The sequence below is a fragment of the Geodermatophilus telluris genome (assembly GCF_900102745.1).
Classification (GTDB): Bacteria; Actinomycetota; Actinomycetes; order Mycobacteriales; family Geodermatophilaceae; genus Geodermatophilus; species Geodermatophilus telluris.
Window position 1 is genome coordinate 76,829 of record NZ_FMZF01000004.1, and the last position, 24,035, is coordinate 100,863.

General features: G+C 77.5%; 28 protein-coding genes. 18 read left to right on the forward strand and 10 right to left on the reverse strand.

What is annotated here, in order from left to right; all coding sequences use genetic code 11:
• The first annotated feature begins 42 nt into the window (after nt 1–42).
• Nucleotides 43–978 carry a phosphotransferase family protein gene (locus BLQ97_RS13755; RefSeq protein WP_091366593.1) on the forward strand — a complete coding sequence of 312 codons (936 nt, stop codon included), beginning with the start codon at nt 43–45 and terminating at the stop codon, nt 976–978.
• Nucleotides 979–1,003: 25 nt separating this feature from the next.
• Here BLQ97_RS13755 and BLQ97_RS13760 read toward each other — a convergent pair whose 3' ends face one another.
• Complete coding sequence (locus BLQ97_RS13760; RefSeq protein ID WP_175471738.1) at nt 1,004–1,429, reverse strand: DUF1761 domain-containing protein; 426 nt, start codon at nt 1,427–1,429, stop codon at nt 1,004–1,006.
• A gap of 79 nt (nt 1,430–1,508) precedes the next feature.
• Here BLQ97_RS13760 and BLQ97_RS13765 point away from each other — a divergent pair, with 79 nt between their 5' ends.
• The 3 genes from BLQ97_RS13765 to BLQ97_RS22985 all read left to right on the forward strand — a co-directional run bounded on the left by BLQ97_RS13765 (nt 1,509) and on the right by BLQ97_RS22985 (nt 3,503).
• Nucleotides 1,509–1,958: a TspO/MBR family protein gene (locus BLQ97_RS13765; RefSeq protein WP_175471739.1), complete on the forward strand. Its 450-nt coding sequence runs from the start codon at nt 1,509–1,511 to the stop codon at nt 1,956–1,958.
• A 3-nt stretch (nt 1,959–1,961) separates the two neighbouring features.
• Nucleotides 1,962–2,369: a DUF1232 domain-containing protein gene (locus BLQ97_RS13770; protein ID WP_091366594.1), complete on the forward strand. Its 408-nt coding sequence runs from the start codon at nt 1,962–1,964 to the stop codon at nt 2,367–2,369.
• A gap of 585 nt (nt 2,370–2,954) precedes the next feature.
• A complete protein-coding gene (locus BLQ97_RS22985; protein WP_139173647.1) occupies nt 2,955–3,503 on the forward strand; it encodes a hypothetical protein in 549 nt (182 codons plus the stop codon).
• A gap of 31 nt (nt 3,504–3,534) precedes the next feature.
• Here BLQ97_RS22985 and BLQ97_RS13780 read toward each other — a convergent pair whose 3' ends face one another.
• The gene (locus BLQ97_RS13780; RefSeq protein ID WP_175471740.1) at nt 3,535–4,008 is read right to left on the reverse strand and encodes a GNAT family N-acetyltransferase; all 474 of its coding nucleotides are present in this window, start codon (nt 4,006–4,008) and stop codon (nt 3,535–3,537) included.
• A gap of 64 nt (nt 4,009–4,072) precedes the next feature.
• On the opposite strand from BLQ97_RS13780, the gene BLQ97_RS13785 reads away from it, so the two are divergent.
• Nucleotides 4,073–4,573 (forward strand): DUF2505 domain-containing protein, encoded by a 501-nt coding sequence (locus BLQ97_RS13785; RefSeq protein WP_091366596.1) that lies wholly within the window; start codon nt 4,073–4,075, stop codon nt 4,571–4,573.
• Here BLQ97_RS13785 and BLQ97_RS13790 read toward each other — a convergent pair whose 3' ends face one another.
• A complete protein-coding gene (locus BLQ97_RS13790; protein WP_091366597.1) occupies nt 4,574–4,771 on the reverse strand; it encodes a hypothetical protein in 198 nt (65 codons plus the stop codon).
• 9 nt (nt 4,772–4,780) lie between these two features.
• Nucleotides 4,781–7,933, reverse strand: a complete 3,153-nt coding sequence (locus tag BLQ97_RS13795; RefSeq protein WP_091366598.1) for a carboxyl transferase domain-containing protein — start codon at nt 7,931–7,933, stop codon at nt 4,781–4,783.
• A 53-nt stretch (nt 7,934–7,986) separates the two neighbouring features.
• Here BLQ97_RS13795 and BLQ97_RS24250 point away from each other — a divergent pair, with 53 nt between their 5' ends.
• Both BLQ97_RS24250 and BLQ97_RS13800 read left to right on the forward strand, forming a co-directional pair.
• Nucleotides 7,987–8,118 (forward strand): hypothetical protein, encoded by a 132-nt coding sequence (locus BLQ97_RS24250; RefSeq protein ID WP_281181412.1) that lies wholly within the window; start codon nt 7,987–7,989, stop codon nt 8,116–8,118.
• Nucleotides 8,119–8,159: 41 nt separating this feature from the next.
• On the forward strand, nt 8,160–9,485 hold the full coding sequence (locus BLQ97_RS13800) for a serine/threonine-protein kinase (RefSeq protein ID WP_091366599.1): 1,326 nt from the start codon (nt 8,160–8,162) through the stop codon (nt 9,483–9,485).
• A gap of 9 nt (nt 9,486–9,494) precedes the next feature.
• Here BLQ97_RS13800 and BLQ97_RS13805 read toward each other — a convergent pair whose 3' ends face one another.
• The gene (locus BLQ97_RS13805) at nt 9,495–10,526 is read right to left on the reverse strand and encodes an NAD-binding protein (protein ID WP_091366600.1); all 1,032 of its coding nucleotides are present in this window, start codon (nt 10,524–10,526) and stop codon (nt 9,495–9,497) included.
• A gap of 96 nt (nt 10,527–10,622) precedes the next feature.
• Here BLQ97_RS13805 and BLQ97_RS13810 point away from each other — a divergent pair, with 96 nt between their 5' ends.
• Nucleotides 10,623–11,129 (forward strand): mycothiol transferase, encoded by a 507-nt coding sequence (locus BLQ97_RS13810; RefSeq protein ID WP_091366601.1) that lies wholly within the window; start codon nt 10,623–10,625, stop codon nt 11,127–11,129.
• On the opposite strand, the gene BLQ97_RS13815 is transcribed toward BLQ97_RS13810, so the two are convergent.
• On the reverse strand, nt 11,102–12,238 hold the full coding sequence (locus BLQ97_RS13815) for a glycerate kinase (protein WP_245692174.1): 1,137 nt from the start codon (nt 12,236–12,238) through the stop codon (nt 11,102–11,104). The genes BLQ97_RS13810 and BLQ97_RS13815 overlap by 28 nt on opposite strands.
• Nucleotides 12,239–12,276: 38 nt before the next feature.
• On the opposite strand from BLQ97_RS13815, the gene BLQ97_RS13820 reads away from it, so the two are divergent.
• Nucleotides 12,277–13,458 carry an acyl-CoA dehydrogenase family protein gene (locus tag BLQ97_RS13820; RefSeq protein WP_091366603.1) on the forward strand — a complete coding sequence of 394 codons (1,182 nt, stop codon included), beginning with the start codon at nt 12,277–12,279 and terminating at the stop codon, nt 13,456–13,458.
• 10 nt (nt 13,459–13,468) lie between these two features.
• Here the strand turns inward: BLQ97_RS13820 and BLQ97_RS13825 are convergent, their stop codons facing one another.
• On the reverse strand, nt 13,469–13,735 hold the full coding sequence (locus BLQ97_RS13825; RefSeq protein ID WP_091366604.1) for a hypothetical protein: 267 nt from the start codon (nt 13,733–13,735) through the stop codon (nt 13,469–13,471).
• 209 nt (nt 13,736–13,944) lie between these two features.
• Between BLQ97_RS13825 and BLQ97_RS13830 the strand changes: the two genes are divergently transcribed.
• On the forward strand, nt 13,945–14,253 hold the full coding sequence (locus BLQ97_RS13830; protein WP_091366605.1) for a hypothetical protein: 309 nt from the start codon (nt 13,945–13,947) through the stop codon (nt 14,251–14,253).
• Nucleotides 14,254–14,268: 15 nt separating this feature from the next.
• On the opposite strand, the gene BLQ97_RS13835 is transcribed toward BLQ97_RS13830, so the two are convergent.
• Nucleotides 14,269–14,712 (reverse strand): MarR family winged helix-turn-helix transcriptional regulator, encoded by a 444-nt coding sequence (locus BLQ97_RS13835; RefSeq protein ID WP_091366606.1) that lies wholly within the window; start codon nt 14,710–14,712, stop codon nt 14,269–14,271.
• A gap of 20 nt (nt 14,713–14,732) precedes the next feature.
• Between BLQ97_RS13835 and BLQ97_RS13840 the strand changes: the two genes are divergently transcribed.
• The 7 genes from BLQ97_RS13840 (at nt 14,733) to BLQ97_RS13870 (ending at nt 21,045) form a co-directional block, all read left to right on the forward strand.
• On the forward strand, nt 14,733–15,776 hold the full coding sequence (locus BLQ97_RS13840; protein WP_091366607.1) for an ABC transporter substrate-binding protein: 1,044 nt from the start codon (nt 14,733–14,735) through the stop codon (nt 15,774–15,776).
• A 77-nt stretch (nt 15,777–15,853) separates the two neighbouring features.
• Nucleotides 15,854–17,296 carry an APC family permease gene (locus tag BLQ97_RS13845; protein ID WP_245692175.1) on the forward strand — a complete coding sequence of 481 codons (1,443 nt, stop codon included), beginning with the start codon at nt 15,854–15,856 and terminating at the stop codon, nt 17,294–17,296.
• On the forward strand, nt 17,293–18,315 hold the full coding sequence (locus BLQ97_RS13850) for an acetamidase/formamidase family protein (RefSeq protein WP_091366608.1): 1,023 nt from the start codon (nt 17,293–17,295) through the stop codon (nt 18,313–18,315). Before BLQ97_RS13845 ends, BLQ97_RS13850 begins: the two co-directional genes overlap by 4 nt.
• 69 nt (nt 18,316–18,384) lie before the next feature.
• The gene (locus tag BLQ97_RS13855; RefSeq protein WP_245692176.1) at nt 18,385–19,464 is read left to right on the forward strand and encodes a sigma-70 family RNA polymerase sigma factor; all 1,080 of its coding nucleotides are present in this window, start codon (nt 18,385–18,387) and stop codon (nt 19,462–19,464) included.
• Complete coding sequence (locus BLQ97_RS13860; protein WP_091366609.1) at nt 19,461–20,357, forward strand: STAS domain-containing protein; 897 nt, start codon at nt 19,461–19,463, stop codon at nt 20,355–20,357. Before BLQ97_RS13855 ends, BLQ97_RS13860 begins: the two co-directional genes overlap by 4 nt.
• Nucleotides 20,354–20,758 carry an STAS domain-containing protein gene (locus tag BLQ97_RS13865; protein ID WP_245692177.1) on the forward strand — a complete coding sequence of 135 codons (405 nt, stop codon included), beginning with the start codon at nt 20,354–20,356 and terminating at the stop codon, nt 20,756–20,758. The genes BLQ97_RS13860 and BLQ97_RS13865 overlap by 4 nt, the downstream gene beginning before the upstream one ends.
• Complete coding sequence (locus BLQ97_RS13870; RefSeq protein ID WP_091366610.1) at nt 20,755–21,045, forward strand: phosphatase RsbU N-terminal domain-containing protein; 291 nt, start codon at nt 20,755–20,757, stop codon at nt 21,043–21,045. The genes BLQ97_RS13865 and BLQ97_RS13870 overlap by 4 nt, the downstream gene beginning before the upstream one ends.
• Before the next feature lie 131 nt (nt 21,046–21,176).
• Here the strand turns inward: BLQ97_RS13870 and BLQ97_RS13875 are convergent, their stop codons facing one another.
• A complete protein-coding gene (locus BLQ97_RS13875; protein ID WP_091366611.1) occupies nt 21,177–21,479 on the reverse strand; it encodes a hypothetical protein in 303 nt (100 codons plus the stop codon).
• A 209-nt stretch (nt 21,480–21,688) separates the two neighbouring features.
• Here BLQ97_RS13875 and BLQ97_RS13880 point away from each other — a divergent pair, with 209 nt between their 5' ends.
• Nucleotides 21,689–22,450, forward strand: coding sequence for an esterase/lipase family protein (locus BLQ97_RS13880; RefSeq protein ID WP_091366612.1), 762 nt, complete (start codon nt 21,689–21,691; stop codon nt 22,448–22,450).
• Here the strand turns inward: BLQ97_RS13880 and BLQ97_RS23950 are convergent.
• Nucleotides 22,423–24,030, reverse strand: coding sequence for a bifunctional NAD(P)/FAD-dependent oxidoreductase/class I SAM-dependent methyltransferase (locus BLQ97_RS23950; protein ID WP_091366956.1), 1,608 nt, complete (start codon nt 24,028–24,030; stop codon nt 22,423–22,425). The genes BLQ97_RS13880 and BLQ97_RS23950 overlap by 28 nt on opposite strands.
• Between the last annotated feature and the right edge of the window lie 5 nt (nt 24,031–24,035).

Genomic DNA, 24,035 nt, shown 5'->3' on the forward strand with positions numbered 1-24,035 from the left:
GCGTTCGTGCACCGGCGCGCCGGTCAGGAGGAGGGTGCCGGCGTGCGCAGTCCCTGGTCGACGCTCCCCGCCGCGGTGCGCCGGGCGGTGGCCGACGCCGTCGGCGCGCCCGTGGCCTCCGCCGCGTCGCCGCCGGGCGGGCACACGCCCGGGATCGCCGCCCGGCTGGTGCTGGCCGACGGGCGGCGGTGCTTCGCCAAGGCGGCGTCGGCGGCCCACGGCGAGTGGGTGGTCACCGCCTACCGGCACGAGGCCGCGGTCAACGCCGCCCTGCCGCCGGCGGTGCCCGCGCCGCGGATGTGGACGCACCTCGACGACGGCGACTGGGTGTGCCTGGTCTTCGACGACGTCGCCGGCCGCTTCCCCTCGCCGGACTGGGACGACGGCGACCTGGCCCGCGTCCTGGACGCCGTGGACCGCAGCGCCCGTGCGCTCACGCCCAACCCGGTGCCCGGCGCGGCGCCGGTGCGGGACGCCTTCGCCGGTGTCCTCGGCGGCGCCTGGGCCGGGCTCTCCGGGCACCCGGCGCTGCCCGCCGTCGACCCGTGGGCCGCCGGCCACCTGGCCGAGCTGGCCGCCCGCGAGCCGCGCTGGGCCGACGGCGTGGACGGGGACACCCTGCTGCACCTCGACCTGCGCCGGGACAACGTGCTGCTCACCGCCACGGAGGTGGCGTTCGTCGACTGGGCGTGGCCGGCCGTGGGGGCGCCCTGGCTGGACCTGGTGTGCCTCCTGCCGACCGTGGCCGGGCGCAGCGGGCGGCACGACGTCGAGGCCGTCTTCCGGTCCCGGGCCGCGGGCCGCGCCGCGCCGCCGGCCGCCGTCGACGCCGTCCTCGTCGCCCTGGCCGGCTACTGGCGGGCGGGCTCCCTGCTGCCCCCTCCCCCGTACGCGCCGGGCCTCCGCGAGGAGCAGCGCCGCGCCGCCGACGGCGCCACCCGCTGGCTGCGGACCCGTGCCGCGGACTGGTCCCGCTGACCGCGGGGCCGGCGGGCCGCGGGCGTCAGCCGCCCCGGGCCCGTCGCCGCGGGATGCGGGTGGTGACCGCCGAGACGAGCAGGAGCTTGACCAGCCAGTCGCCGGCGTGGATGGCGGCCTGCTGCCACGGGACCTTCTCGTGGACGACCGACCCGGTGAGCAGCACTCCGGGGAAGGCCGCCCACAGCCCGAGGGCCAGCCGGGCGGCGTCGGCCGGGGCGGTGGCCCCGGTGCGGACGGCGAGGGTGCGCACCGCCGCGGCCACGACGGCGCTGCGGGCGAACTCCACCGGCGGCAGCCACGGCGGCGGGGGTCCGCCGGCGGCGTAGACCTCGTCGAGCTGCGCCAGGCGCCGGCCGAAGGCGGTGTACCAGGCGGTGCTCGACGCGACGGCGGCCGCGGCGGCCAGGCCGACGGCCGGGAGACCGGACGGTGCGGTGGTCGACGGCATGCGGGCTCCTCGGCTCGGGGACGTGCAGCACCGACCCGCTCGGGCCGCGGGACTCATCGGTGCGGAGCATGCTCGGCTGATGCGGTCCACCACCCTGGCCACCTCCGCCGCCGTCGCCGCGACCGCGCTGGTCGGCTCGGCGGCCACCGACGTCACCTCACCGTGGTACCGGCGGCTGGACAAGCCGCGCTGGCAGCCGCCCGGCCCGGTCTTCGGCGTCGTCTGGACGGTGCTGTACGTGCTGCTGGCGGCGGCCGGCTCCCGGGCGGTGCCGCGCGGCGGGCGGGGCTACGTCCGCGCCTACGCCGCCAACCTGCTCCTCAACGCCGGCTGGAGCTGGACGTTCTTCCGCGCGCACCGGCCGCCGCTGGCCACGGTGGAGGCCGCCGTGCTCGCCTCCACCGCGGACCTGACCCGGCGGAGCGCGCGGCTGGACCGGGTCGCCGGCCGGCTGCTGCTCCCCTACGCCGGCTGGACCGCCTTCGCCGTCGTCCTCAGCGCGGACATCGCCCGCCGCAACGCGGGCTGACCCGTGCCGGGGTGGGCCTGGACGCTGCTCGCCGTCGCCGGCGGCCTGGTGCTGTGCTGGGCCGTCCTCGTCGCCGTCCTGTGGTGGCGGCGGCCGGAGGAGACCCGGCTGCGGGACCTGCTGCGGCTGCTGCCCGACGTCCTGCGCCTGGTCCGCCGGCTGGCCGGCGACCGCACGCTGCCCCGCGGGGTGCGCGTCCGGCTGTGGCTGCTGGTGCTCTACCTGGCCTCGCCGGTCGACCTCGTGCCCGACGTCGTGCCCGTCCTCGGGTACGCCGACGACGCGGTGGTGACCGTCCTGGTGCTGCGCTCGGTGGTCCGGCGGGCCGGACCGGAGGCCCTGGCGCGCCACTGGCCGGGCACGCCGGAGGGGCTGGCCGCGCTGCGCCGGGCCGCCGGCCTGCCCGCGTGAGCGGCAGCGGTGCACCCGTCCGGCTGACGGCGGCCGGCCCGGACGGCTGACCGTGGCCGTTCCCCTGGCCCGCCTCCCCGGGTCCGGGTCACGATGGGGTCCGCGTCGGCCGACAGCTCAGGGGGAGAGCGCGTGGGGAGGTCATCGGGACGCGGGCGCGGAGCCCGCCTCGTCCCGGTCATCGGCGCGAGCGCCTGCGCCCTCGGGGTGACGGCGGCGCTGGCGGCGACCTCCGCGCTGCCCACCGCGGCCGCCCGCACCCCGGCGTCCGCGACGTCGGCGGCCACGTCGTCGGCGGCCAGCAGCGCGGCGAGGGTGGCCGAGCCCCCGCCCCCGCCGGCCGGCCCGCTGGAGGTCCCGAGCATCGGCGTGCTGGCTCCGGGCTTCGAGGACGGGTGGGCGCCCGCGCCTCCGCCCGCGCCGGCGACGAGCCTCCCGCCGCCGTCGCCGATTGCGCCTCCCGGGACGCCGGTCGCGCCGCCGCCGGCCCCTGAGACCCCGGCGGACGTCCCGGCCCCGCCCTCGGCGCCCACCCCGGATCCGGTTCCGCCGCCGAGCCCGGAGCCCAGCCCGACCCCGGACGCGGTGCCGACGCCGGCCGAGCCTCCGGCGCCGCAGGAGGCCCCGGCCGAGCCGACCCCCGAGCCCACGCCCGAGCCGACGCCGGAGCCCACCCTCACGCCGGAGCCCACGCCCGAGCCGACCCCCGAGCCCACGCCGGAGCCCACCCTCACGCCGGAGCCGACCCCCACCTCCGAGCCCACGACCCCGGCGCCCGAGCCCACGCCGACCGTGGAGCCCACACCGGAGCCCACCCCCGGCCCGGACGCCGTGTCGACGCCCACCACCGACCCGACGCCCACCGCAGAGGTCACCCCGGAGCCGGCGCCCGAGCCGGCACCCGCGGCTGCGGAGTGCACCCCGGCCGAGCCGGCCGCCGAGCCGACCGCGGCACCGGACCCCACCGCCCCGCCGACCGACCCCGCCGCCGTGCCGAGCGAGACCACCACCGAGCCGAGCGGGACCACCACCGAGCCGACCGTGGCGCCCGACTCCACAGCCGAGCCGACCGACCCCGCCGTCCCGCCCGCCGAGCCGACCTGCGCCCCGGTCGAGCCGGCACCCGCGCCCTGACGCACCCGCCCCGACACCGGCCGACCGCACGTCAGCCCGGGAGGTCCAGGGCGTACCAGACCTCGCGCAGCCGCCGCCCGGCCCACTCCCGCTCCCCGACCTCCCCGGTCGGGCGCCACCCGGCCCGCTCGTAGAACGCCCGCGGGCCGGCGTTGCGCTCCTCGGTGCGCAGCCGGGCGCGGTCCCACCCGGCTGCCCGCAGCCGGTCCACGACGGCCGCCAGCAGCGCGCGCCCGGTGCCCCGTCCCTGCTCGGCCGGGTCCACGTACAGCAGCGCCACCTCACCGGTGGCCGCGTCGGCCCGGGCGAACCCGACGACGGTGCCGTCCCGCTCGGCGACCAGGAACCCGTCCGCGCGCACCCGGTCCCGCCACAGCGGCACGTCGGGCTCGGCGAGCACGTCGCCGAGGAAGGACGACCACGCCGCCCGCCCGGCCCGCGCGAACACGCCCGCGACCGGTCCGGCGTCCGCCGGTCCCGCCGTCCGGACCACCACCGCCCCCATGGCGGGAGTCTGGCCCCCCGCGACCCGGGTGGGCGGCCCAGCCTCGCCCGGACGAGGATGAGGCGTGCCCATCGACGTCACCCGGACCTACGCCGCCGACCCCGACCGCGTGCTCGCCGTCCTCACCGACGAGGCCTTCCTCCGGGAGGTGGCCCGGGAGCTGGAGGCGCAGGTGCAGGAGGTGTCCACCGGCACCGAGGGCACGGCGACGACCACGCGGGTGCGGCTGTCGGCGCCGACCACCGGCATCCCACCCGTCTTCGCCCGGTTCGTCGGCGCCACGGTGCCGGTCGCGCAGGTGACCACCTGGACGCCGGACGGCGGCGGCGGCCACCGCGGCGACCTCGACCTGCGCGCGGAGATCATGGGCCGCAGCGCGCTGGTGACCTGCGAGCGGCGGCTGGCGCCGGCGGACGGCGGCACGCGCTCCACGGTGACCGGTGACGCGCGCGTCGACGCGCCGCTCATCGGCCGGCAGGCCGAGGGCGCCGTGCGCGACCTGGTCACCCAGGTCGTGCTGCGCCTCGAGCACGAGGTGCTGCTGCGCCGCCTCGGCCCGGCCTGATCAGGGCGCGACCGGACCCCAGCGGGCGACGTCGCCACCGCTCTCGTCGGTGAGCAGGTACTCCGCCGCACCCTGCGGGTCGCCGGCGCGGTGCTCCTCGACGGTGCGCACCGCCTCGTCCTCGGCGGTCGCGGCGTCGGCGGCGTCCCACTCGCGGAGCACGGAGCCGTCCGCGGTGGTCAGGCGGTATCGGGGCACGACCGGACGCTAGGGGGCCGGGGCGAGTCCGGCCAGCGCACGCACCAGCACGTCGCGGGTGTCGGCCGGGTCGACGACGTCGTCGACCTCGAACGCCGACGCGACGTTGAGCGCCCTGCCCTGCGCGTAGGACCCGGCGACCAGCTCGGCGAAGCGGGCCTCGCGCGCCTCCGGGCCGAGCGCCTCGAGCTCGCGCCGGTGCCCGAGCCGGACGGCGCCCTCCAGGCTCATCGGCCCGAACTCGCCGGTGGGCCAGGCCAGCGTGAGCAGCGGGGCACGCAGGTCGCCGCCGAGCATCGCCATCGCGCCCAGGCCGTAGGCCTTGCGCAGCACGACCGCCAGCAGCGGCACCGGCAGCTGCGCACCCGCCGTGTAGAGCCCGCCGAAGCGCCGCACGGTGCCGGTGCGCTCGGACTCCGGCCCGACCATGAAGCCGGGGGTGTCCACCAGCGAGACCACCGGCAGCCCGGCCGAGGCGCACAGCCGCAGGAACGCCGCCGCCTTGTCGGCCGACTCGCCGTCGATCGCGCCGCCGAGGTGCCGCGGGTCGTTGGCGACGACGCCGACCGGCCGCCCGTCGAGGCGGGCCAGCGCGGTGACGACCCCGCGGCCGAAGGCGGGCCGCAGCTCCAGCACGCTGCCCGTGTCGGCCAGCGTGGTGACCACCGGGCGCACGTCGTAGCTGCGCACCCGGTTCACCGGCAGCGCCGTCCGCAGGGCCCGCTGGTCGGCGCACTCCCCCGGGCGCACCCGCCCGGTGAGCAGGCCGACCGCCTGCCGGGCGGCGGCCACGGCGGCCGCGTCGTCGGGCACCACGACGTCGACCACGCCGGTGGCCGCCTGCACCGCGGTCGGCCCGACGTCCTCCGGCGCGACGACGCCCAGCCCGCCGGCCTCGATCATCGCCGGGCCGCCCATGCCGATGCTGCTGTCCTCGGTGGCGATGACGACGTCGCAGCACCCGACCAGCGCGGCGTTGCCGGCGAAGCAGTACCCCGAGACGACGGCGACGGTGGGCACCCGCCCGGCCAGCCGCGCCATCGTGGTGAACGTCGGGACGTCGAGCCAGGAGACGCCGGCGCCGTCGGTGTCCCCGGGCCGCCCGCCGCCGCCCTCGGCCACCAGCACCACCGGCAGGGCCCGTTCGGCGGCCAGCTCGAGCAGCCGGTCGGTCTTGCGGTGGTTGACGTGGCCCTGCGTCCCGGCCAGCACCGTGTAGTCGTAGGCGAGGACCGCGCACGGCACGCCGTCGACCTCCCCGACGCCGGTGACCATGCCGTCGGCCGGCGTCCGCGCGACCAGCTCGGCCAGCGACCGGCGGGCGCGCTGCGCGGCGAGGCCGAGCTGCCCGTACTCGACGAAGGTGTCCTCGTCGACCAGCGCGGCGACCGTCTCGCGCGCGGTCATCCGCCCGGCCGCGCGCCGGCGGGCGACCACCTCGGGGCGGGCCTCGTCGAGGGTGGCGGCGCGGCGCTCGACCAGCTCGGCGAGCTCGGGACGCACGGCGCCGGGGTCGCCGCCGTCCGGCCGGGCGGCGTCGTCGCCGACCTCGCCCGGGACGACGCCGCCGAGCACCGCGCCGGCGCGCACCACGTCGCCGGGCCGCACCCGCAGCCCGGTGACCACGCCGCCGGCCGGGGCGGGGACGACGTGCTCCATCTTCATCGCCTCGAGCACCAGCAGGGCCGCGCCGGCGGCCACCGCGTCGCCCTCGGCGGCGGCCACCTCGACCACCGCGCCCGACAGCGGCGCGGTCACCGGCAGGACGCCGTCCACGGCCACCGGCGCCGTGGCCGGTCGTTGCGGCACCAGCTCGGCGACGCGGGCGTCGACGAGGTCGGTGCCCGCCCGCCCCGCCGCGACCTCGGGCAGCGCGAGCAGCGCCGCGAGCAGGTCGCGGTTGGTGGCGACGCCGGCGACGTCGAGCTCGGCCAGGGCCCGAGACGCGCCGTTGAGCGCCCGCGGCAGGTCGCGGTCGTGCACGACCACCTTGGCCAGCAGCGGGTCGTAGCGCGGGCTGACCTCCCCGCCGGGCTCGGCGGCGGTGTCCACGCGCACGCCGCGGCCGGTGGGCGGGACGAACCGCTCGAGCACCCCGGCCGCCGGCTGCACGGTGCCGTCGGGCAGCAGCGTCTCGGCGTTGACCCGCGCCTGGACGGCGACCCCGCGCGCGGGCGGCGGCACGGCCAGGTCCAGCTCGGCGAGCGTGGCCCCCTCGGCCAGTCGCAGCGCGACCTCCACCAGGTCCAGGCCGGTGACCTCCTCGGTGACCGTGTGCTCGACCTGCAGCCGCGGGTTGACCTCCAGGAGGACCACCTCCTCGCCCCGGACGAGGAACTCCACCGTCGCCAGCCCGCGGTAGGACACCGACCCGCACAGCGTGGCGGCGTGCGCGGCGAGCCGGGCGCGCAGCGCGTCGTCCAGCCCGGGCGCCGGGGCGACCTCCACCAGCTTCTGCCGGCGGCGCTGCAGCGAGCAGTCGCGGTCGCCGAGCGCGACCACCGCCGCGCCGTCGCCGGCCACCTGGACCTCGACGTGCCGTGCCCCGGTGAGGAGCCGCTCCAGGTAGACGGCGCCGTCGCCGAAGGCCGCCCGCGCCTCCGACCGGCAGCGCTCCACGGCACCGGCCAGCTCGGCCGGGTCGCGCACCGGGCGCATCCCGCGGCCACCGCCGCCCGCGCGCGCCTTGACCATCACCGCCGCGCCCTCCCCCAGGCCGGCCAGGAAGCGGGTGGCCGTCTCCGGGTCGGGGTCGGCCTCCGTCGCGGCGAGCACGGGCAGGCCGAGCGCGGCGGCACGCGCCCGCGTGGCGGCCTTGTCGCCGAACAGCGCCAGCGCGGCGGGGTCGGGGCCGACGAAGGTGACCCCGGCCCCGGCGCAGGCCCGGGCGAGCTCGGCGCTCTCGGCGAGGAACCCCCAGCCGGGGTGCAGCGCGCCGGCGCCGGACTCCCGCGCCGCGCCCACCACCGCCGCGACGTCGAGGTAGGCCGCCGGGCCGGCACCGGGCAGCCGGACCCAGGAGTCGGCCCGGCGCACGTGCAGCGCGCCGGCGTCGTCCTCCGGGGCGACGGCGACGGTGGCCAGGCCGAGGGCGGCGGCGGTGCGCAGGACGCGGACGGCGACGTCGCCGCGGTTGGCGACCAGCAGCCGGGGAGGGCTCACGGTCGCCGGAGTCTAGGGAGCGGGCCGGAGCGATCCGGGGCAGGCTGCCGGGCATGACGACGCCGCAGCAGCCCGACCCGGAGACCCCGCAGCCGCGCGACATCGCCCTGGAGATGGAGGACGAGCGCACCGCCGCCGACCTCGAGGCACAGAGCGACCCGGAGGCGCCCACGAACCCCGCGTGATGCCGGGGCAGCGGCCAGGCTCCGGGCGTACTGTCCGGCCCATGTCCGCCGAAGCGGGTACCGGACGCCTGGTCGCCGGGCGCTACGCCGTCGACGGCGTGCTCGGCCGGGGCGGCATGGGCGTGGTCTGGAGCGCCACCGACCGGGTCCTGGGCCGCACCGTGGCGCTCAAGGAGGTCGACTTCCCGGCCCACCTGAGCACCGAGGAGCGCGACGCGCTGCGCCGCCGCACCCTGCGCGAGGCCCGGGTCGCGGCGCGCTTCGAGCACCCGTGCGCCACCTCGGTGTACGACGTGGTCGAGGAGGACGGCCGGCCCTGGCTGGTCATGGAGCGGGTCGACGCGCGCAGCCTGCAGGAGGTCGTGCACCAGCACGGGCCGCTGCCGTGGGCCACCGTCGCGCGCATCGGCCTCGACGTGCTCGGCGCGCTGGAGGCCGCGCACACCGCGGGCATCGTGCACCGCGACGTGAAGCCGGCCAACGTGCTCGTCGGGCGCGACTGCACCGCCCACCTCACCGACTTCGGCATCGCGGTGACCACCGACGACCCGTCGATCACCACCACCGGGGCGATCATCGGCTCGCCGTCCTACATGGCCCCCGAGCGGGCCCGCGGCGAGGACGCCGGCCCGGCCGCCGACCTGTGGTCGCTGGGCGCCACGCTCTACACCGCCGTCGAGGGCCGGCTGGCCTTCGAGCGCGGCGAGCCGATGTCCACGCTCTACGCCGTCGTCACCGACGACCCCGCGCCGGTGGAGCGCGCCGGGCCGCTGGAACCGGTGCTGCGCGGGCTGCTCACCAAGGACCCGGCCGCCCGGATGGACGTGCCCGCGGCCCGCGCCGCGCTGCAGCGGGCCCTGGCCGGCAGCGCCCCCGGGGCCACGTGGACGCCGCCGGACGCCGGGGACGCTCCTCCGCGCGACGCGGGCGCGACGCTCGGCGGCGGGGTGGAGCGCTTCGACGCCGACGACCTGCGGGCGCTGGCCTCGCTGCTCGGCACCGTGGCGCGCGACGCCCGCGACCAGGCCCGGCACCTCGCCGAGCGGCACCGCGAGCGCAAGGAGCGCCGCGCCGCCCGTGCCGCCGCTCCCCCGTCCCGGGCCACGCCGTCCCGGGCCACGCCGTCCGGGGCAGCGGCACCGGACGCAGCGCCGCGGGCAGCGGCACCGGCAACGCCGCCGCGGGCACCGGCACCGGCACCACCGCGGTCGCCGGCACCGTCCCCCGCGCCGGCCCCGGCCCGCACCCGGCGCCGGCGGTTCAAGCGCCGCTGGGTCGTCGTCCCCGTCGTGCTCGTGGCGATCGCCGTGCTGGCGGCGCTGGCCGGGCTGGCCGCGCTGGTGGCCGCCGCCCTCGGCGCCCTCTGACCTCCCGGCTCAGCGCCGGGCGGTCAGCCGGGCGGGGTCGAGCCGCTCCTCGGCGACGTAGTACAGCGTCGCCCCTGCGGGGACCGGGGTGTCCCAGCGCGGGCTCACCACCAGGCCGTCGCCGGTGCGCAGGGCCAGCAGGGTGGCGCCGAAGTCGCGGCCGACGGCGGTCTGCCAGTCGCCGTAGCTGCGCGGCGCCGGGCCGGGCGGCACCTGCAGCGAGTAGGTGTTGCCGTGCCCGCCGGCGGTCATCAGCTCGTTGTAGACCTGGGTCAGCCCCGGGTCGGCCGCCTCCTCCGACAGCAGGAACGGCATGTGCCACTGCACCACCTGCACGCCGGCGTTGACGTAGCGCAGGCTCTCGCGGCGGCCCAGGTCGCGCACCGCCGCCACCAGGTGCACCCGCGGGTTGGCGTGGTCGACGGCCACCGCGATGGCCAGCGTCTCGTTGTCGTCGCGGCCGTCGACGACGACCGTGCGCGCGCGGTCGACGCCGGCGCGCACCATGACGTCGGCGCGCGTCAGGTCGCCGCGGACGAAGGACACCTGCTGCTGCTCGGGCATCGGGTTGACCGGCACGTCGTCGTGGGCGCACAGCGCGATCCGGGTGCCCGGCTCCACGCACAGCTCGGCGACGATCCGCTCGGTCCGCCCGGCCGTGTAGCCCAGGACGACGACGTGGTCCCGGAGGTCCAGGGCCACCACTCCTCTCAGCCGCCGGCCCCGCACGGTCTGCAGGGCGGTGGCCAGCTCGGTGAACAGCAGGGTCAGCGTCACGATGCCGCCGACGATCACGTAGACGCCGACGAGGCGGCCGGCGGCCGACACCGGGAAGAGGTCGCCGTAGCCGACGGTGGCGGCGGTGACCACGAAGTACCACCAGTAGCTGCCCGGGGCGACGATCCCGCTGCCGGCCGGCTCGGCCAGCGCCATCAGCCCCCAGCTGGTCAGGAAGACCAGCAGCGCCACCGCCAGCGGCAGCCGCCAGCCGCGGAGCCGGACGCGGACGGTGCGCAGCAGCCGGAGCAGCAGGAACGGCAACGCGGGACCCCTCGACGCACCCGGGCGGACACCGCAACCTACCGTCGCCCGGCCGCCGCAGGCGTCCCCCGCGAGCGCGACGGGTAGCGCTGCGGCATGCGCAGCAGCGACCTCCTCTCCTACGCCTACGGCCAGGTCGGCGAGCACCTGCGGACCGCGGTCGAGGGCCTGTCCCCCGAGCAGCTGGCGCAGCGCCCGGGCCCCGGCGCCAACCCGGTCGGCTGGCTGGTCTGGCACGCGCTGCGGGTGCAGGACGACCACGTGGCCGAGGTGGCCGGCACCGAGCAGGTGTGGACCGCGGAGGGCCACGCCGGCCGGTTCGCCCTCCCGGTCGACGACGCCGCGACCGGCTACGGGATGTCGCCGGAGGAGGTCGCCTCGGTGCGGGTGTCCTCGGCCGGCCTGCTGCTGGAGTACCTCGACGCGGTGCTCGCCCGCAGCCGGGAGTTCCTCGGCGGGCTGTCCGACGACGACCTCGACCGCGTCGTCGACGAGCGGTGGGACCCGCCGGTCACCCTCGGCGTCCGGCTGGTCTCCGTGCTCGACGACGACCTGCAGCACGCCGGCCAGGCGGCCTACGCACGGGGGCTGCTCGGCGGCTGAGGCAGGTGCGCGGGCAGCAGCCGGGCGGCGAGCTCGGTGAGCACCGGCGCGGGCTCGGCGAGGCAGCGGGCGACGTCGGGCTCGACGTCGGTCAGCGCGCCGGCGCCGGCGAACCCGGCCGCGCGCCACTCGTCCTCGCCCAGCTGGACCCGCCCGGCCAGGCCGACGCAGGGGACGCCGGCGGCGCGGGCCCGCGCGAGCACCACGGCGGGCGCCTTGCCGCGCAGCGTCTGCCCGTCGAGGCTGCCCTCCCCTGTGACCACCAGGTCGGCGCCGGCCAGCGCCGCGTCCAGCCCGACCAGGTCGGCGACCAGCTCCGCGCCGGAGGAGACCGACGAGGTGAGGACGGCGGCGATCCCCGCCGTGGTGCCGCCGGCCGCGCCCATCGCCGGGACACCCTCCAGCTCGACGCCGAGGTCGCGGCGGACGACGGCGGCGAAGCGGGCCAGCGCCGCGTCGAGCTCGGCGACCTGCTCGGGGGTGGCGCCCTTCTGCGGCCCGTAGACGGCGGCGGCGCCGGCCGGGCCGGTCAGCGGGTTGTCGACGTCGGTGGCCACCAGCACCTCGACGTCGCGCAGGCGGGGGTCGGCGCCCCCGGCGTCCACGCGGTCGAGCCGGGCCAGGCCCGCGCCACCGGGGGGGACGTCGGCGCCGTCGGCATCGAGCAACCGCACCCCCAGGGCCTGCAGCAGGCCGGCGCCGCCGTCGGTGGTGGCGCTGCCGCCCAGGCCGACGACGACGCGCGTGGCACCGGCGTCCAGGGCGGCCAGCAGCAGCTCGCCGACGCCGCGGGTGGTGGCGGTGGTCGGCGCCGGCTCCGCGAGCAGCCCCAGCCCGGCGGCCGCGGCCATCTCCACCACCGCCGTCGTCCCGTCGACGGCGAACTCCGCCTCGACGGGGCGGCCGTCGGGACCGGTGACGGTCACCGCCCGCGCGGTGTAGCCCGCGCGGAGGGCGGCGGCGACCGTGCCCTCCCCGCCGTCGGCCATCGGGCGCAGCAGCACCTCGGCGTCGGGGCGCTCGCGGAGCAGGCCGCGGGCGACCGCCTCGGCGGCGTCCGCGGCGGCCAGGGAGCCCTTGAAGGAGTCGGGGGCGATCACGATCCGCACGCCCGGCAGCATGCCCCACCCGCGCGTAGCGTCGGCTCGTGACCGAGCCGTCGTCGCCCGACTTCTACGCCCTCGAGGACCTGCTCACGCCCGAGGAGGTCGCCGTCCGCGACCGCGTGCGCAAGTGGTGCGACACCGAGGTGCTGCCGCGGATCAACGACTACTGGGAGCGCGCGGAGTTCCCCTTCGAGCTGGTGCCCGGCTTCGCCGAGCTCGGCATCGCCGGCGGCACCGTGCAGGGCTACGGCTCCCCGGGCATGAGCGCCGTCGCCGCCGGGCTGGTGGCCGCCGAGCTGGCCCGCGCCGACGGCAGCATCGGCACCTTCAACGGGGTGCACAGCTTCCTGGCGATGCAGTCGATCGCGATGCTGGGCTCGGAGGAGCAGAAGCAGCGCTACCTCCCCGCGATGGCGCGGATGGAGAAGATCGGCGCGTTCGGCCTGACCGAGCCCCGGCACGGCTCGGACGCCGTCGCCCTGGAGACCCGTGCCCGCCGCGACGGCGACGTCTTCGTCCTCGACGGGCAGAAGAAGTGGATCGGCAACGGCACGATCGCCGACCACGTGATCATCTGGGCGCGCGACGAGGAGGGAGCCGTCGGCGGGTACGTCGTCGACAAGGGCACCCCCGGCTTCACCGCGACGGTGATGACCGGCAAGACGGCGCTGCGGGCGGTGTGGCAGGCCGAGATCACCCTCGAGGGCGCCCGCGTCCCGGTGGAGGACAAGCTGGCGAACTGCCGGTCGTTCAAGGACGTCTCCACCGTCCTCGACCGCACCCGCTACACCGTGGCCTGGCGGGCGCTCGGCGTGGCGACGGCGGCCTACGAGCTGGCCCTGGCGCACTGCCTCCAGCGCGAGCAGTTCGGCCAGCCGATCGCCGGCTACCAGCTGGTGCAGGAGAAGCTCGCGACGATGCTCGCCGAGATCACCACCATGCAGCTCATGTGCTGGCGGCTGTCCAGCCTGGCCGACGCCGGCCGGATGACCGCGGCGATGGCCTCGCTGGCCAAGCGGCACTGCTGCGCGACCGCCCGGCGGATCGTGGCCGACGCCCGCGACCTCTTCGGTGGCGACGGCATCCTGCTCGAGCACCACATCGCCCGGCACCACGCCGACATCGAGGCGATCTACACCTTCGAGGGCACCGACCACGTGCAGGCGCTCATCATCGGCCGGGAGATCACCGGCCACTCGGCGATCAGCGGCCGGCGCCGCTGACCCGCGGCGCTCAGCCGGCGCGGCTGAGCGGAGGTGCGAGCGCCGGCCCGCTGATCCGGCGGCACTCGGGGCAGGCCGTGCGGCCGGTGCCCACGCGCTCCCACTGCTGGGACCCCCACACCTGCACGATGGCCCCGCAGACCGCCAGCTCCACCTCCCCGTCGAGCTCGTTGGGCGGACGATGGGCCTCGACGGCGTGCCAGGGGCGGCTCTCCCCGGCCGGCCGGCCCCGGGACCACCGGTCAGGCCGGGCGAACCCGACCGCGTACGCATCCACGATCGAGGTGTGCCCCGGGCCACAGCGGGCCTAACCACCTGATCAGGGGCCCGGCGCCGGCCTCGCCGGGGGCGTTCCCCGCGCTCCGGGGGTCCGGCAGCGCCCCCGGTGGACGGGGAACACCCCAGGAGGCGCGGTCGCGCCGGGGCACCGCGGCCGCTCTCCCGGCGTTACCGTCGGGGAGCAGCGCGTCGGGAGGAGCAGGGACGGTGGAACCAGTCAGCCTGGTGGTCGGTGCGGTGTTGCTGGCCCTCGGCTTCGCGGCCGGGCGGATCGGCCGCCGCCGTCCCCCCGCCGGGCCGCCGCCCCTCCCGACGCCGGTGTGCGGCTGCGGCCACCCGCTCAGCCAGCACGACACCGCCACCAACACCTGCTACGCCGAGCTGCGCCGCGACGCCTACGACCGGCGCGGCCGCTGGGCCGGCCACACCTGGGTGCCCTGCACCTGCCGGCAGTACGTGGGCCCGCGCCCGATCGACGAGGTCTTCCTCCCCCGGGTGCTGCCGCCCTCGGACTGACCGGCCCTGCCCGCCTCAGACGAGGTCGGTGAGCGCGCGGACCAGGGCGCTGACCCGCCCGGCCCCCAGCTCGGCGGCCAGCGCGGACTCGTGCGCGGCCACCAGCGCCTCCAGCCGGTCCAGCCGCAGCCGCCCGCGCGGGGAGAGGTGCACCCGCACCCGGCGGCCGTCGGCGGGGTCGGGCAGCCGGTGGGCCAGCGCGGCGTCGACCAGTCCGTCGACGAGGCGGGTGGCGGTCGGCGGGGGCAGGCACAGCACGGTGCCCAGCTCGCTCATCGAGCGCCCGGGACCGGCGGCCAGCGCGCGCATCACCCGGTAGGAGTCCAGGCTGGCGCCGTCCTCGGCCAGCGCCGCGGTCACGCCCCGCGCCACCCGCCGGGACACCACGGTGAGCAGCTCCACCAGGGAGGCGGGACACGTCGCGCCGTCCACCCCCGCGGCCCGCTGCTCGACCGACATGAGCGCACCATACTCAGCCCGTGCCGCGATGGACCGTCCCGATGGACGCGTGGGAGGCCGCCGTCACCGGCCGTGCCCCGGGCGTCGTCCGGGTGGGGCTGGCGGTGCCGCTGTCGGGCCCGCTGGCGATGACCGCGCCCTCGGCGCTGGGGCTGGCCACCCTGGCCGCCGGTGAGCTCACCGACGCCGGCGGGGTCCGCGGCCGCCCGCTCGAGCTGGTCACCGTGGACGCCGGGCGCCGTCCGGCCGAGGTGGGTGCCGACGTCGCCGCGCTGCAGGCCGCGGGCGCGGTGGACGCCGTCGTCGGCTTCTCCACCAGCGACGTCTCGCGGGCCGTCGCCGCCGTCCTCGCCGGCCGCACGCCCTACGTGTTCACCCCGCCGCACGAGGGCGGCCGCGGCACCCGCGGGGCGCTGCGGATCGGCTCCTCGCCGCCGGTCCAGCACGCCGCCGCGCTCGCCTGGCTGGTGCGGCACCGGCGCGCCCGGCGCTGGGTGCTGCTGGGCACCGACTACGTGTGGCCGCAGGCGGTGCACCACGCCGCCCGCGCCGTGCTGCGCGACCTGGGGGCCGACGTCGTCGGCGAGCTGCTGGTGCCCTTCGGCCCGGCCGACCCGGGTCCGGCGCTCGACCTGGTCCGCCGCACCCGCGCCGACGCGGTCCTGCTCAGCCTGGTCGGCCGCGACCTGGTGGCGTTCAACCGCGCCTTCGGCCGCGCAGGCCTCGGCCGCCGCGTCGTGCGCCTGTCCGGAGCGCTGGAGGAGAACGGCCTCTACGCGATCGGCGGGGACGACACCGGCGAGCTCTACGCCTGCATGCCCTCCTTCGCCGCCGCCGCGTCCGACGCCGCCGACGAGGGGCAGCTCGCCCTGCAGGAGCGGCTGGCCGCGCACGCCGGGCCGGACGCGCCGGTCGTGTGCGCCTACGCCCGTGGGGTGCACGACGGCGTCCGGACCGCGGCCGCCCTGCTCGACGACCGGACGCCGGCCCGCCCCCGCCCGCCCCGCGCCCGGCTGGCCCGCGCCGACGGGCTGGTCTTCCGGGAGGTGGGTCACCCGGCCTGACCCCGGTGCTTCCGCTTGGAAGGATCTCGGCCTACCCTCCCCGCGTCCGGCACGCGAGCCGGCCGAGAGGAGGAGTCGTGAGCGACCCCCGCACCACCCAGTCCTCGCCCGCCGGGAGCACCGGTGCCGGCGCGGTGCCCGCCGCCGGGGCCGCCGGCGTCGAGGAGTTCGGCTACCGCCAGGAGCTCAAGCGCTCGCTGAGCTTCACCGACCTGCTGGTCTACGGCCTGGTCTTCATGGTGCCGATCGCCCCGTTCGGCATCTTCGGCGGCGTCTTCCAGGCGTCGGGCGGCATGGTCGCCCTGGCCTACGCGATCGGCGGCCTGGCGATGGCCTTCACCGCGGCGTCGTACTCGCAGATGTCGCGCGCCTTCCCGATGGCCGGCTCGGTCTACACCTACGCCGGGCGTGGCATCGCCCAGCCGGTCGGGTTCATCGCCGGCTGGATGATCCTGCTCGACTACGTGCTGGTCCCGGCGCTGCTCTACCTCATCGCCGCGATCGCGATGAACTCGATCGTCCCCTCGGTGCCGGTGATCGTGTGGTTGGTCGGCTTCGTCGTCCTCAACACCGTGGTCAACTACTTCGGCATCGAGTTCACCGCGCGGGTCAACAAGGTCATGCTGGTCGGCGAGCTCGTCGTGCTGGCGGTCTTCCTGGTGATCGGCGTCGTCGCGCTGGCCTCCGGCGAGGGCCGCGGCTTCGACTTCTCCCCGGTCTACAACGCCGACACGTTCTCCCTCGAGCTGGTCTTCGGCGCGGTGTCGGTCGCGGTGCTGAGCTTCCTCGGCTTCGACGGCATCTCCACCCTCGCCGAGGAGAACCGCGACTCGGCCCGCTCGATCGGCAAGGCGATGATCGCCGCGCTGGCGCTGGCCGGGACGCTGTTCATCGTGCAGACCTGGGTCGCCGCGCTGCTGGTGCCCGACCCCGACACGCTCATCGCCGAGGGCGACGCCGCGGGCACCGCGTTCTACGACGCGGCCGACGTCGCCGGCGGCGCCTGGCTGGCCACCCTGACGGCGCTGGCGACGGCCATCGCGTGGGGCTTCGCCAACTCCCTCGTCGCGCAGGCGGCCACCTCGCGGCTGCTGTTCGCGATGGCCCGCGACCGCCAGCTGCCCGCCTTCCTCAAGCAGGTGCACCCGACCCGGCGCGTCCCCGTCAACGCCACCTTCGTCGTGGCCGCGGTCTCCCTCGTCCTGGGCTGGTACATGACCACCCGCGAGGACGGCATCACGCTGCTGTCCACGCTGGTGAACTTCGGTGCCCTGTCGGCGTTCCTGCTGCTGCACGTCTCGGTCGTCGTCCACCACGTCGTCCGGAACGGCAGCAGGAACTGGTGGCTGCACCTGGCGGTGCCGGTCATCGGGTTCGCGATCCTCGTGTACGTGATCATCAACGCCCAGGTGGCGGCGCAGACGCTGGGCTTCGTCTGGCTGGTCGTCGGCCTGGTCCTCATGGGCGTGCTGGTCGCCACCGGCCGCAAGCCCGAGATCCGGGCGGAGGAGAGCCTGTGACGGCGTCCCTGGAGGTCGTCCGGCTGGAGCCGACGCCGGAGCAGTACCGCTTCTCGTTCGGCGGTGGCGAGCCGCTGCTGACGGTGCGGCCGGGCACCGTGGTGGAGCTGACCACCGAGGACTGCTACGGCGGCGAGGTGCGCTCCGTCGACGACCTGCCCAGCCAGGTGTGCCGGTTCCCCTACCTCAACCCGGTCACCGGGCCGATCGCGGTGGAGGGCGCCGAGCCCGGGGACACCCTCGCGGTGCACCTGGTCGACATCGCACCGGCCCGCGACTGGGCGGTGTCGAGCACGTTCCCGCACTTCGGCGCGCTGACCACCACCCACTCGACGGCGATGCTGCACGACGCCCTCGAGGAGCTCGTCTGGCTCTACGAGATCGACCGCGAGCGCGGCACCTGCCTGTTCCGCCCTCGCCGGGGCGGCCCGGAGGTGGAGCTCCCGCTCGACCCCATGCACGGCACGATCGGCGTCGCCCCGGCGTCCGGCGAGGTGTTCGCCAGCATCACGCCCGGCGCGCACGGCGGGAACATGGACACCCCCGAGGTGCGGGCCGGCACGACGGTGTACTTCGGCGTCAACGTGCCCGGCGGTCAGCTGTCCCTCGGTGACGGGCACTGCCGGCAGGGGGAGGGCGAGGTGTGCGGGACGGCGGTCGAGTCGGCGATGCACACCGTCGTCGTGGTGGACCTGGTGAAGGGCGGCGGCCCGGCGTGGCCGCGGCTGGAGACCGACGAGTTCCTCGCCTCGACCGGCTCGGTGCGGCCGCTTGAGGACGCCTTCCGGGTCAGCCAGCACGACCTGGTCACCTGGGCGGCGGAGCTCACCGGCTGGGACCGCCTCGACGCCCTGCAGCTGGTCAGCCAGGCGGGGCTGGCTCCGGTGGGCAACGTGGTCGACACCAACTACACGATGGTCGCCAAGCTGGCCAAGCGGTACCTGCCCGGCGCCGTCGCGGCCGACGGCGTGCACGAGCGGCTGCGGGCCACCGCGGATGCCTACCTGACCCAGCGCTGAGCCCCCGGACGGCCGCCCCCGCGTGCGTACGACACGCCGGGGCGGCCGTCCGGGCGTAGCGTCCGCGCGGTGGAGGCGACGGGGTGCGTCGGGCGGTCGGCGGCCGGTGCCTCCGACGCCGTGGCCGCGCTGATCCCGATGGTCCGCCGGATCGTGGGGGCCCGCGTCGCCGACGTCACCACCGCCGAGGACCTCGTGCAGGAGACCCTGGCCCGCGTGCTCGCCGCCTCCGGCCGGGTCGAGCCGGGCATGCTCGAGCCCTACGCCATCGCCACCGCGCGCAACGTGGTGGCGACCGCCTGGCGCGAGGAGGACCGGCAGCGGCGCAACCGGCACCGGGTGGTCGACCTCACCGCGCCGGACCTCCCCGAGGGCGGGCTGCTCGCCGAGGAGGAGCGCTCCGCCGTCGCCGCGGCGCTGGCCCGGCTCTCCGAGCGGGACCGCGAGGCGCTGGTCGCGCACGAGGTGTCCGGCCGGGACACCCGCTCGCTGGCCACCGACCTCGGCTCGACCGCCGGCGCCGTCGCCGCGCAGCTGCACCGCGCCCGGGCCCGGCTGCGGGTGGAGTACCTGCTCGCCCGGGACCGCACCGAGCCCCCGACCGACCGCTGCCGCCCGGTGCTCTTCGCCCTCTCCAGCGGTGACCGCCGCCGCCAGCGCGAGGTCGACGCCGGGCGGCACCTGCTCGAGTGCGACGTCTGCGCCGCGCTCAGCCAGCCGCTGCTGGAGCGGGCGCCGCAGCGGGACGACGAGGTGCGCATCCCGATCGACGGCGACGCCGACGTGGTCGCGGCCCGGCAGGCCGCGCGGGAGCTGGCCGGCCGGCTCGGCTGCTTCTCCCCCACCGACCTGACGCTGATCGCCACCGCCGTGTCCGAGGTGACCCGCAACATCGTCAAGTTCGCGGGGTCCGGCGAGGTGGTGGTGGAGGTCCTCGAGCAGCCCCGCCGGGGCGTGCAGGTGACCGCCCGGGACGCCGGCCCCGGCATCCCCGACGTCGAGCGGGCGCTGCAGGACGGCTACAGCACCTACGCCGGCCTGGGCCTGGGGCTGCCCGGCGCCCGGCGGTTGATGGACGAGTTCGCGATCGCCTCCGAGGTGGGGCGGGGCACGACGGTGACGATGACGAGGTGGTGTGCGGACCGATGAGCAGCAGCCAGGGACCGGCGACGACGACGGCCGGCTTCGACAGCCCCGGTGAGGACCAGCTGCTGCCGCAGCTGGTCGCGCACCTGCGCGAGCACCGCGCCCGGCTGCGGCACGAGTGGTCCGAGCGCATCCAGCAGGCGGGCCTGCTGCACGCGATGACCCCGCAGGAGATGGCGGCCGAGACGACGTCGGTCTACGACAACTACGTCGAGGTGCTCGAGACGGGCAGCGTCGAGGCGCTGCAGCGCTACGCCCGCGACCTCTCCGAGCGGATCATCCCGCGCGGGGTGGAGACCCACGAGGTTGTCGGCATCGTGCTGCTCCTGCGCGACGTGCTGGCGCGCTCGCTGTTCGAGAAGTACCAGCGGGACTTCGGCCTGCTCAACCGCGTGCTCGACGCCTACGAGCCGGCGGCCAACCGGATCGCCAACACCGTCGCGGTGAGCTTCGTCGAGGAGCGCGAGCGGGTCATCCGGCAGCAGCAGGACGCGCTGCGCGAGCTGTCCACCCCGGTGCTGCCGGTGCGCGAGCGGCTGCTCATCCTGCCGATCATCGGGGTGCTGGACAGCGAGCGGGCCCGCCAGCTCACCGAGCAGCTGCTCACCGGCATCCGCACGCACCGCGCCCGGGTGGTCGTCGTCGACATCACCGGCGTCCCCGAGGTCGACGAGTCGGTGGCCAACCACCTCGTGCAGACCGTGGACGCCTCCCGCCTCATGGGCGCCAGCGTCATCATCACGGGGCTGTCGCCGAAGATCGCCCAGACGCTGGTGACCATCGGCGTGGACCTGAGCAAGATGGACACCATCGGCGACCTGCAGGGCGGCCTCGAGGAGGCCGAGCGCCTCCTCGGCTACACGACGAGCAGGGACGACGGGACGGGTGGGCCGTGACCGGACCCCGGCTGGTCTCCATCCTGCGGCAGGGGCCCTACCTGATCGCCTCGATCCACACCGCGCTCGACGACTCGCAGATGACCGCCTTCCAACACGACCTGGTCGACCGCATCGGCCGCGACCGCGCGCGCGGGGTGGTCATCGACGTCGCCGCGCTCGACGTGCTGGACTCCTTCGCCACCCGGACGCTGCGCACGATCGGCGAGGTCGCCCGGCTGCGCGGCGCGGTGACCGTGGTGGTGGGCATCCAGCCGGAGGTGGCCTTCACGATGGTGGCGCTGGGCATGGACACCGGGTCGCTGCACACCGCGCTCGACCTGGAGGAGGGCCTGGCCCTCCTCGACCGGGCGGTCGGTCCCCGGCGCCCGGTGACGGCCCTGCGGGGCGGTGCGGCGTGACCGGCGCGGAGGGGTTCGCCCGCGACTACCGCGTCGGGTTCCTGTCCCACCTCGCCCGCCGCAGCGAGGCCTCGCTGAACCGCGGGTACGAGCTCGGCCGGGCCGCGGTCACCGGGGGCCTCGGGATCCTCGAGGTCGCGCGCGTGCACCACGAGGTGCTGCTCGACGTGCTGCGCGGCACCCCCGCCGGCGAGCTGGCCGACGTCGCCGGGGCGGCGTCGGAGTTCCTCAGCGAGGTGCTGGCCACCTCGGACATGGCCCAGCGGACGCTCCTGCACCCGCGCTGAGGCCCCTCCGCCGGGGCCGGGGGACGGTTCCCGACGGAGGGGCGAGGCGCCCCGACCGGGGACGGTGACGGGGGGTTCCCGTCCCCGGTCAGGGGGTCTCGGGTGCGGTCAGCAGGACCGCACCGGGCGGGTCAGTTCTGCGTGATCGTCACCGGCTCCATGTTGCTCTCGCAGACGGTGCTGTCGGTGCCGCTGCGGTCGACCGCGCGCCCGAGGACGGCCACGGGTCCGACGTTCACCCCGCAGATCTGGGCCACGACCTGGGCGGCGACGCCGATGTTGACGTCCTCGAGGATCGTGACGTCACCGACGGCGACGTTCACCAGGCCGTCCTGGACGGCGACCGGCTGGGCGCTCGCCGTGCCGGCGACGCCGGTGACGAGCGCGGTGGTCGCGGCCAGACAGAAGGCCGAGCGCTTGAGCGTGCTGGTCATGGGGGCTCCTCCGTGTGTGGCCCGGTGCGGCGCCGTCGCCGCGGGGGCCGTGCACGGGTGAAGACCCCTCCGGCCGCCCGGCATGACGCGAGGGTCCGGGCGGGGAGCGGCCCGGAGGAGGTGACCGATCCCGCGTCATGCGGAGGGTCCCCGCGCGTCCGGCCGGGTATGCGCCCCGGGCACCACCCGACTGCCGCCGGAGGAAGCCCGTGCCCTGGTCTCCCGACCGCCGCCTGCTCGCCGCGACCGAACCGGTGCGCGCGGCCGCCAGCGCGGGCGCGCTCGCCGTCACCTGGCCGCTGTTGCGCGGCGCCCCGCGCGGGGAACGGCACGCCGTCCTCGTGCTGCCGGGGCTGCTCGCCTCCGACGCCTCCACGCTCACCCTGCGGCGCTGGCTGCGCGGGCTGGGCTACCCGGTGGTGGGGTGGGAGCTCGGCCGCAACCGGGGGCCGACCAGGGAGGTCACCGACGAGCTGCCGCGGCTGGTGCGGCGGCTGGCCGAGCAGCACGGCGGGCCGGTGAGCATCGTCGGGCAGAGCCTGGGCGGGATCTACGCGCGGCGGCTGGCGCTGCGCGTCCCGCGGCAGGTGCGCCAGGTGGTGAGCCTCGGGTCCCCCTTCGGCCTGGCCGGCGGGCCCGGCGACGGCAGCCCCGGCGCCCGCGCCTACGCCCGCCACCGGCCGCTGCACGCCGTCCCGCCCCGCGGCGGCCTCGGCGGCCCGCTGCCGGTGCCGAGCACCGCGGTCTGGTCGCGGTGGGACGGCGTCGTCGACTGGCGGGCCTGCCGGCAGGCGACCGGGCCGACCGCGGAGAACGTCGGCGTCCTGGCCAGCCACCTCGGCATGGGCCACGACCCGGCGGTGCTGTGGCTGGTGGCCGACCGCCTCGCGCAGAGCCGGGAGGGCTGGCGGCCCTTCACCCCGCCCGCCCGGCTCCGCCCGCTCTACACCGCCGAGCCCGACGACGGCTGACGGCGCCGCGCCCGCAGCACGGCGTCGGCCACGTGCACGTGGTCGCCGTGGCCGTGCGCCTCGTGCACGCGGGCCTGTCGCGGACGGCTCTCGGCCACCTGGACCTCCCACTCGGCGGGCTCGAGGACGGCGGCCAGCTGCGCGCCGGTGGCGTACCACTCGGGCAGGCCCGGTCGCTGGACGCCGTGGGAGACGTCGCTGCCGTCGTGCATCGTCACCAGCAGCGTGCCGCCGGGGGTGACCGCCGAGGCCAGCGTCCGCAGCACGTCGTCGCGGGTGGCGGGCGGGAAGTGCAGGAACGACGCCGTCACCAGGTCCCAGCGCTCCTCGCCCGGCTGCCACGAGGAGACGTCGGCCTTGCGGGTGTCGAGCGTCAGCCCGGCCGCCCCGGCCGCGGCGGCGGCGCGGTCGAGCGCCGTGCGGGAGAGGTCCAGCGCGGTGACCGCCCACCCGCGGCGGGCCAGCCACACGGCGTCCCCGCCCTCGCCGGCCCCGGCGTCCAGCGCGCGGCCCGGGGGCAGGTCGGCGGCCTCGGTGGCCAGCACGTCGTTGACCCGGCCGCTCCAGACGCCGTCCCCGTGCGAGCGGTAGCGCTCCTCCCACCACTGCTCGCCGTACTCCGGGTCGCTCTGCGCGCGGAGCACCTCGACCGCGGCCCGGGTGTCCTCGGCGACCAGGTCGGCGTTGACCGCGGCACCGGCCAGGAGGCCGGCGGCCGCCGCGCCGATGACCTGCGCACCCGGGTCGGCGACGTTGCCCGCCGCCCAGACGCCGGGCACCGCGGTGGCGCCGCGCGGGTCGACCGGCACGTGCGAGCCGACGACCGCATCGCCCATCCGGAACGGCTCGGGCTCCAGCCCGAGACCGGCGAGCACGGCCGAGCGGGCGGTGAACCGCGGGGCGACGACGACCGCGGCGCGGGGCACGACCTCCCCGCCCGCCAGCCGGACGCCGGTCAGCCGGCCGCCGTCGGTCTCCAGGGCCGCCACCTCGCCGCGCACCACCCGGACCCCGCGGGCCGCGAGCGCCTCGGCGGTGGCGTCGTCGAGCTCCGGCGCGGTGTGCAGGAAGAAGACGACGTCGGCGCTCCACTGCCGCCACAGCTGGGCCTGGTGCAGCGACATCGGTCCGGTGGCCAGCACGCCGACCGGCTGGTCGCGCACCTCCCAGCCGTGGCAGTACGGGCAGTGCAGGACGTCGGTGCCCCACAGCTCCCGCACCCCCGGGATCTCCGGCAGCTCGTCGGTCAGGCCGGTGGTGACCAGCAGCCGACGCGCGCCCAGCACCCGGCCGCCGGCCAGCTCGACGGTGAACGCGCCGGCCGTCCCGCCGACCGCGGTCACCGTGTCCTCGACCAGCACGCCGCCGTAGCCGGCCACCTCGGCCCGCCCCGCGGCGAGCAGCTCCCCGGGCGGCGTGCCGTCGCGGCCCAGGTAGTTGTGCATCTCGTGCGCGGGCGCGTTCCGCGGCGTGCCGTCGTCCACCACGGCCACCGAGCGGCGCGCCCGTCCCAGGGCGAGGGCGCCGGAAAGCCCGGCCGCTCCCCCACCGACGACCACCACGTCGTACGTCTCGTCCATGCCCG

Excerpts from the sequence above, each read along its gene's own strand:
- BLQ97_RS13760 (WP_175471738.1), bottom strand. The coding sequence starts at position 1,429 with ATGCCGTCGACCACCGCACCGTCCGGTCTCCCGGCCGTCGGCCTGGCC.
- BLQ97_RS13765 (WP_175471739.1), top strand. The coding sequence starts at position 1,509 with ATGCGGTCCACCACCCTGGCCACCTCCGCCGCCGTCGCCGCGACCGCG.
- BLQ97_RS13780 (WP_175471740.1), bottom strand. The coding sequence starts at position 4,008 with ATGGGGGCGGTGGTGGTCCGGACGGCGGGACCGGCGGACGCCGGACCG.
- BLQ97_RS24250 (WP_281181412.1), top strand. The coding sequence starts at position 7,987 with ATGACGACGCCGCAGCAGCCCGACCCGGAGACCCCGCAGCCGCGCGAC.
- BLQ97_RS13800 (WP_091366599.1), top strand. The coding sequence starts at position 8,160 with ATGTCCGCCGAAGCGGGTACCGGACGCCTGGTCGCCGGGCGCTACGCC.
- BLQ97_RS13810 (WP_091366601.1), top strand. The coding sequence starts at position 10,623 with ATGCGCAGCAGCGACCTCCTCTCCTACGCCTACGGCCAGGTCGGCGAG.
- BLQ97_RS13835 (WP_091366606.1), bottom strand. The coding sequence starts at position 14,712 with ATGTCGGTCGAGCAGCGGGCCGCGGGGGTGGACGGCGCGACGTGTCCC.
- BLQ97_RS13860 (WP_091366609.1), top strand. The coding sequence starts at position 19,461 with ATGAGCAGCAGCCAGGGACCGGCGACGACGACGGCCGGCTTCGACAGC.
- BLQ97_RS13875 (WP_091366611.1), bottom strand. The coding sequence starts at position 21,479 with ATGACCAGCACGCTCAAGCGCTCGGCCTTCTGTCTGGCCGCGACCACC.
- BLQ97_RS23950 (WP_091366956.1), bottom strand. The coding sequence starts at position 24,030 with ATGGACGAGACGTACGACGTGGTGGTCGTCGGTGGGGGAGCGGCCGGG.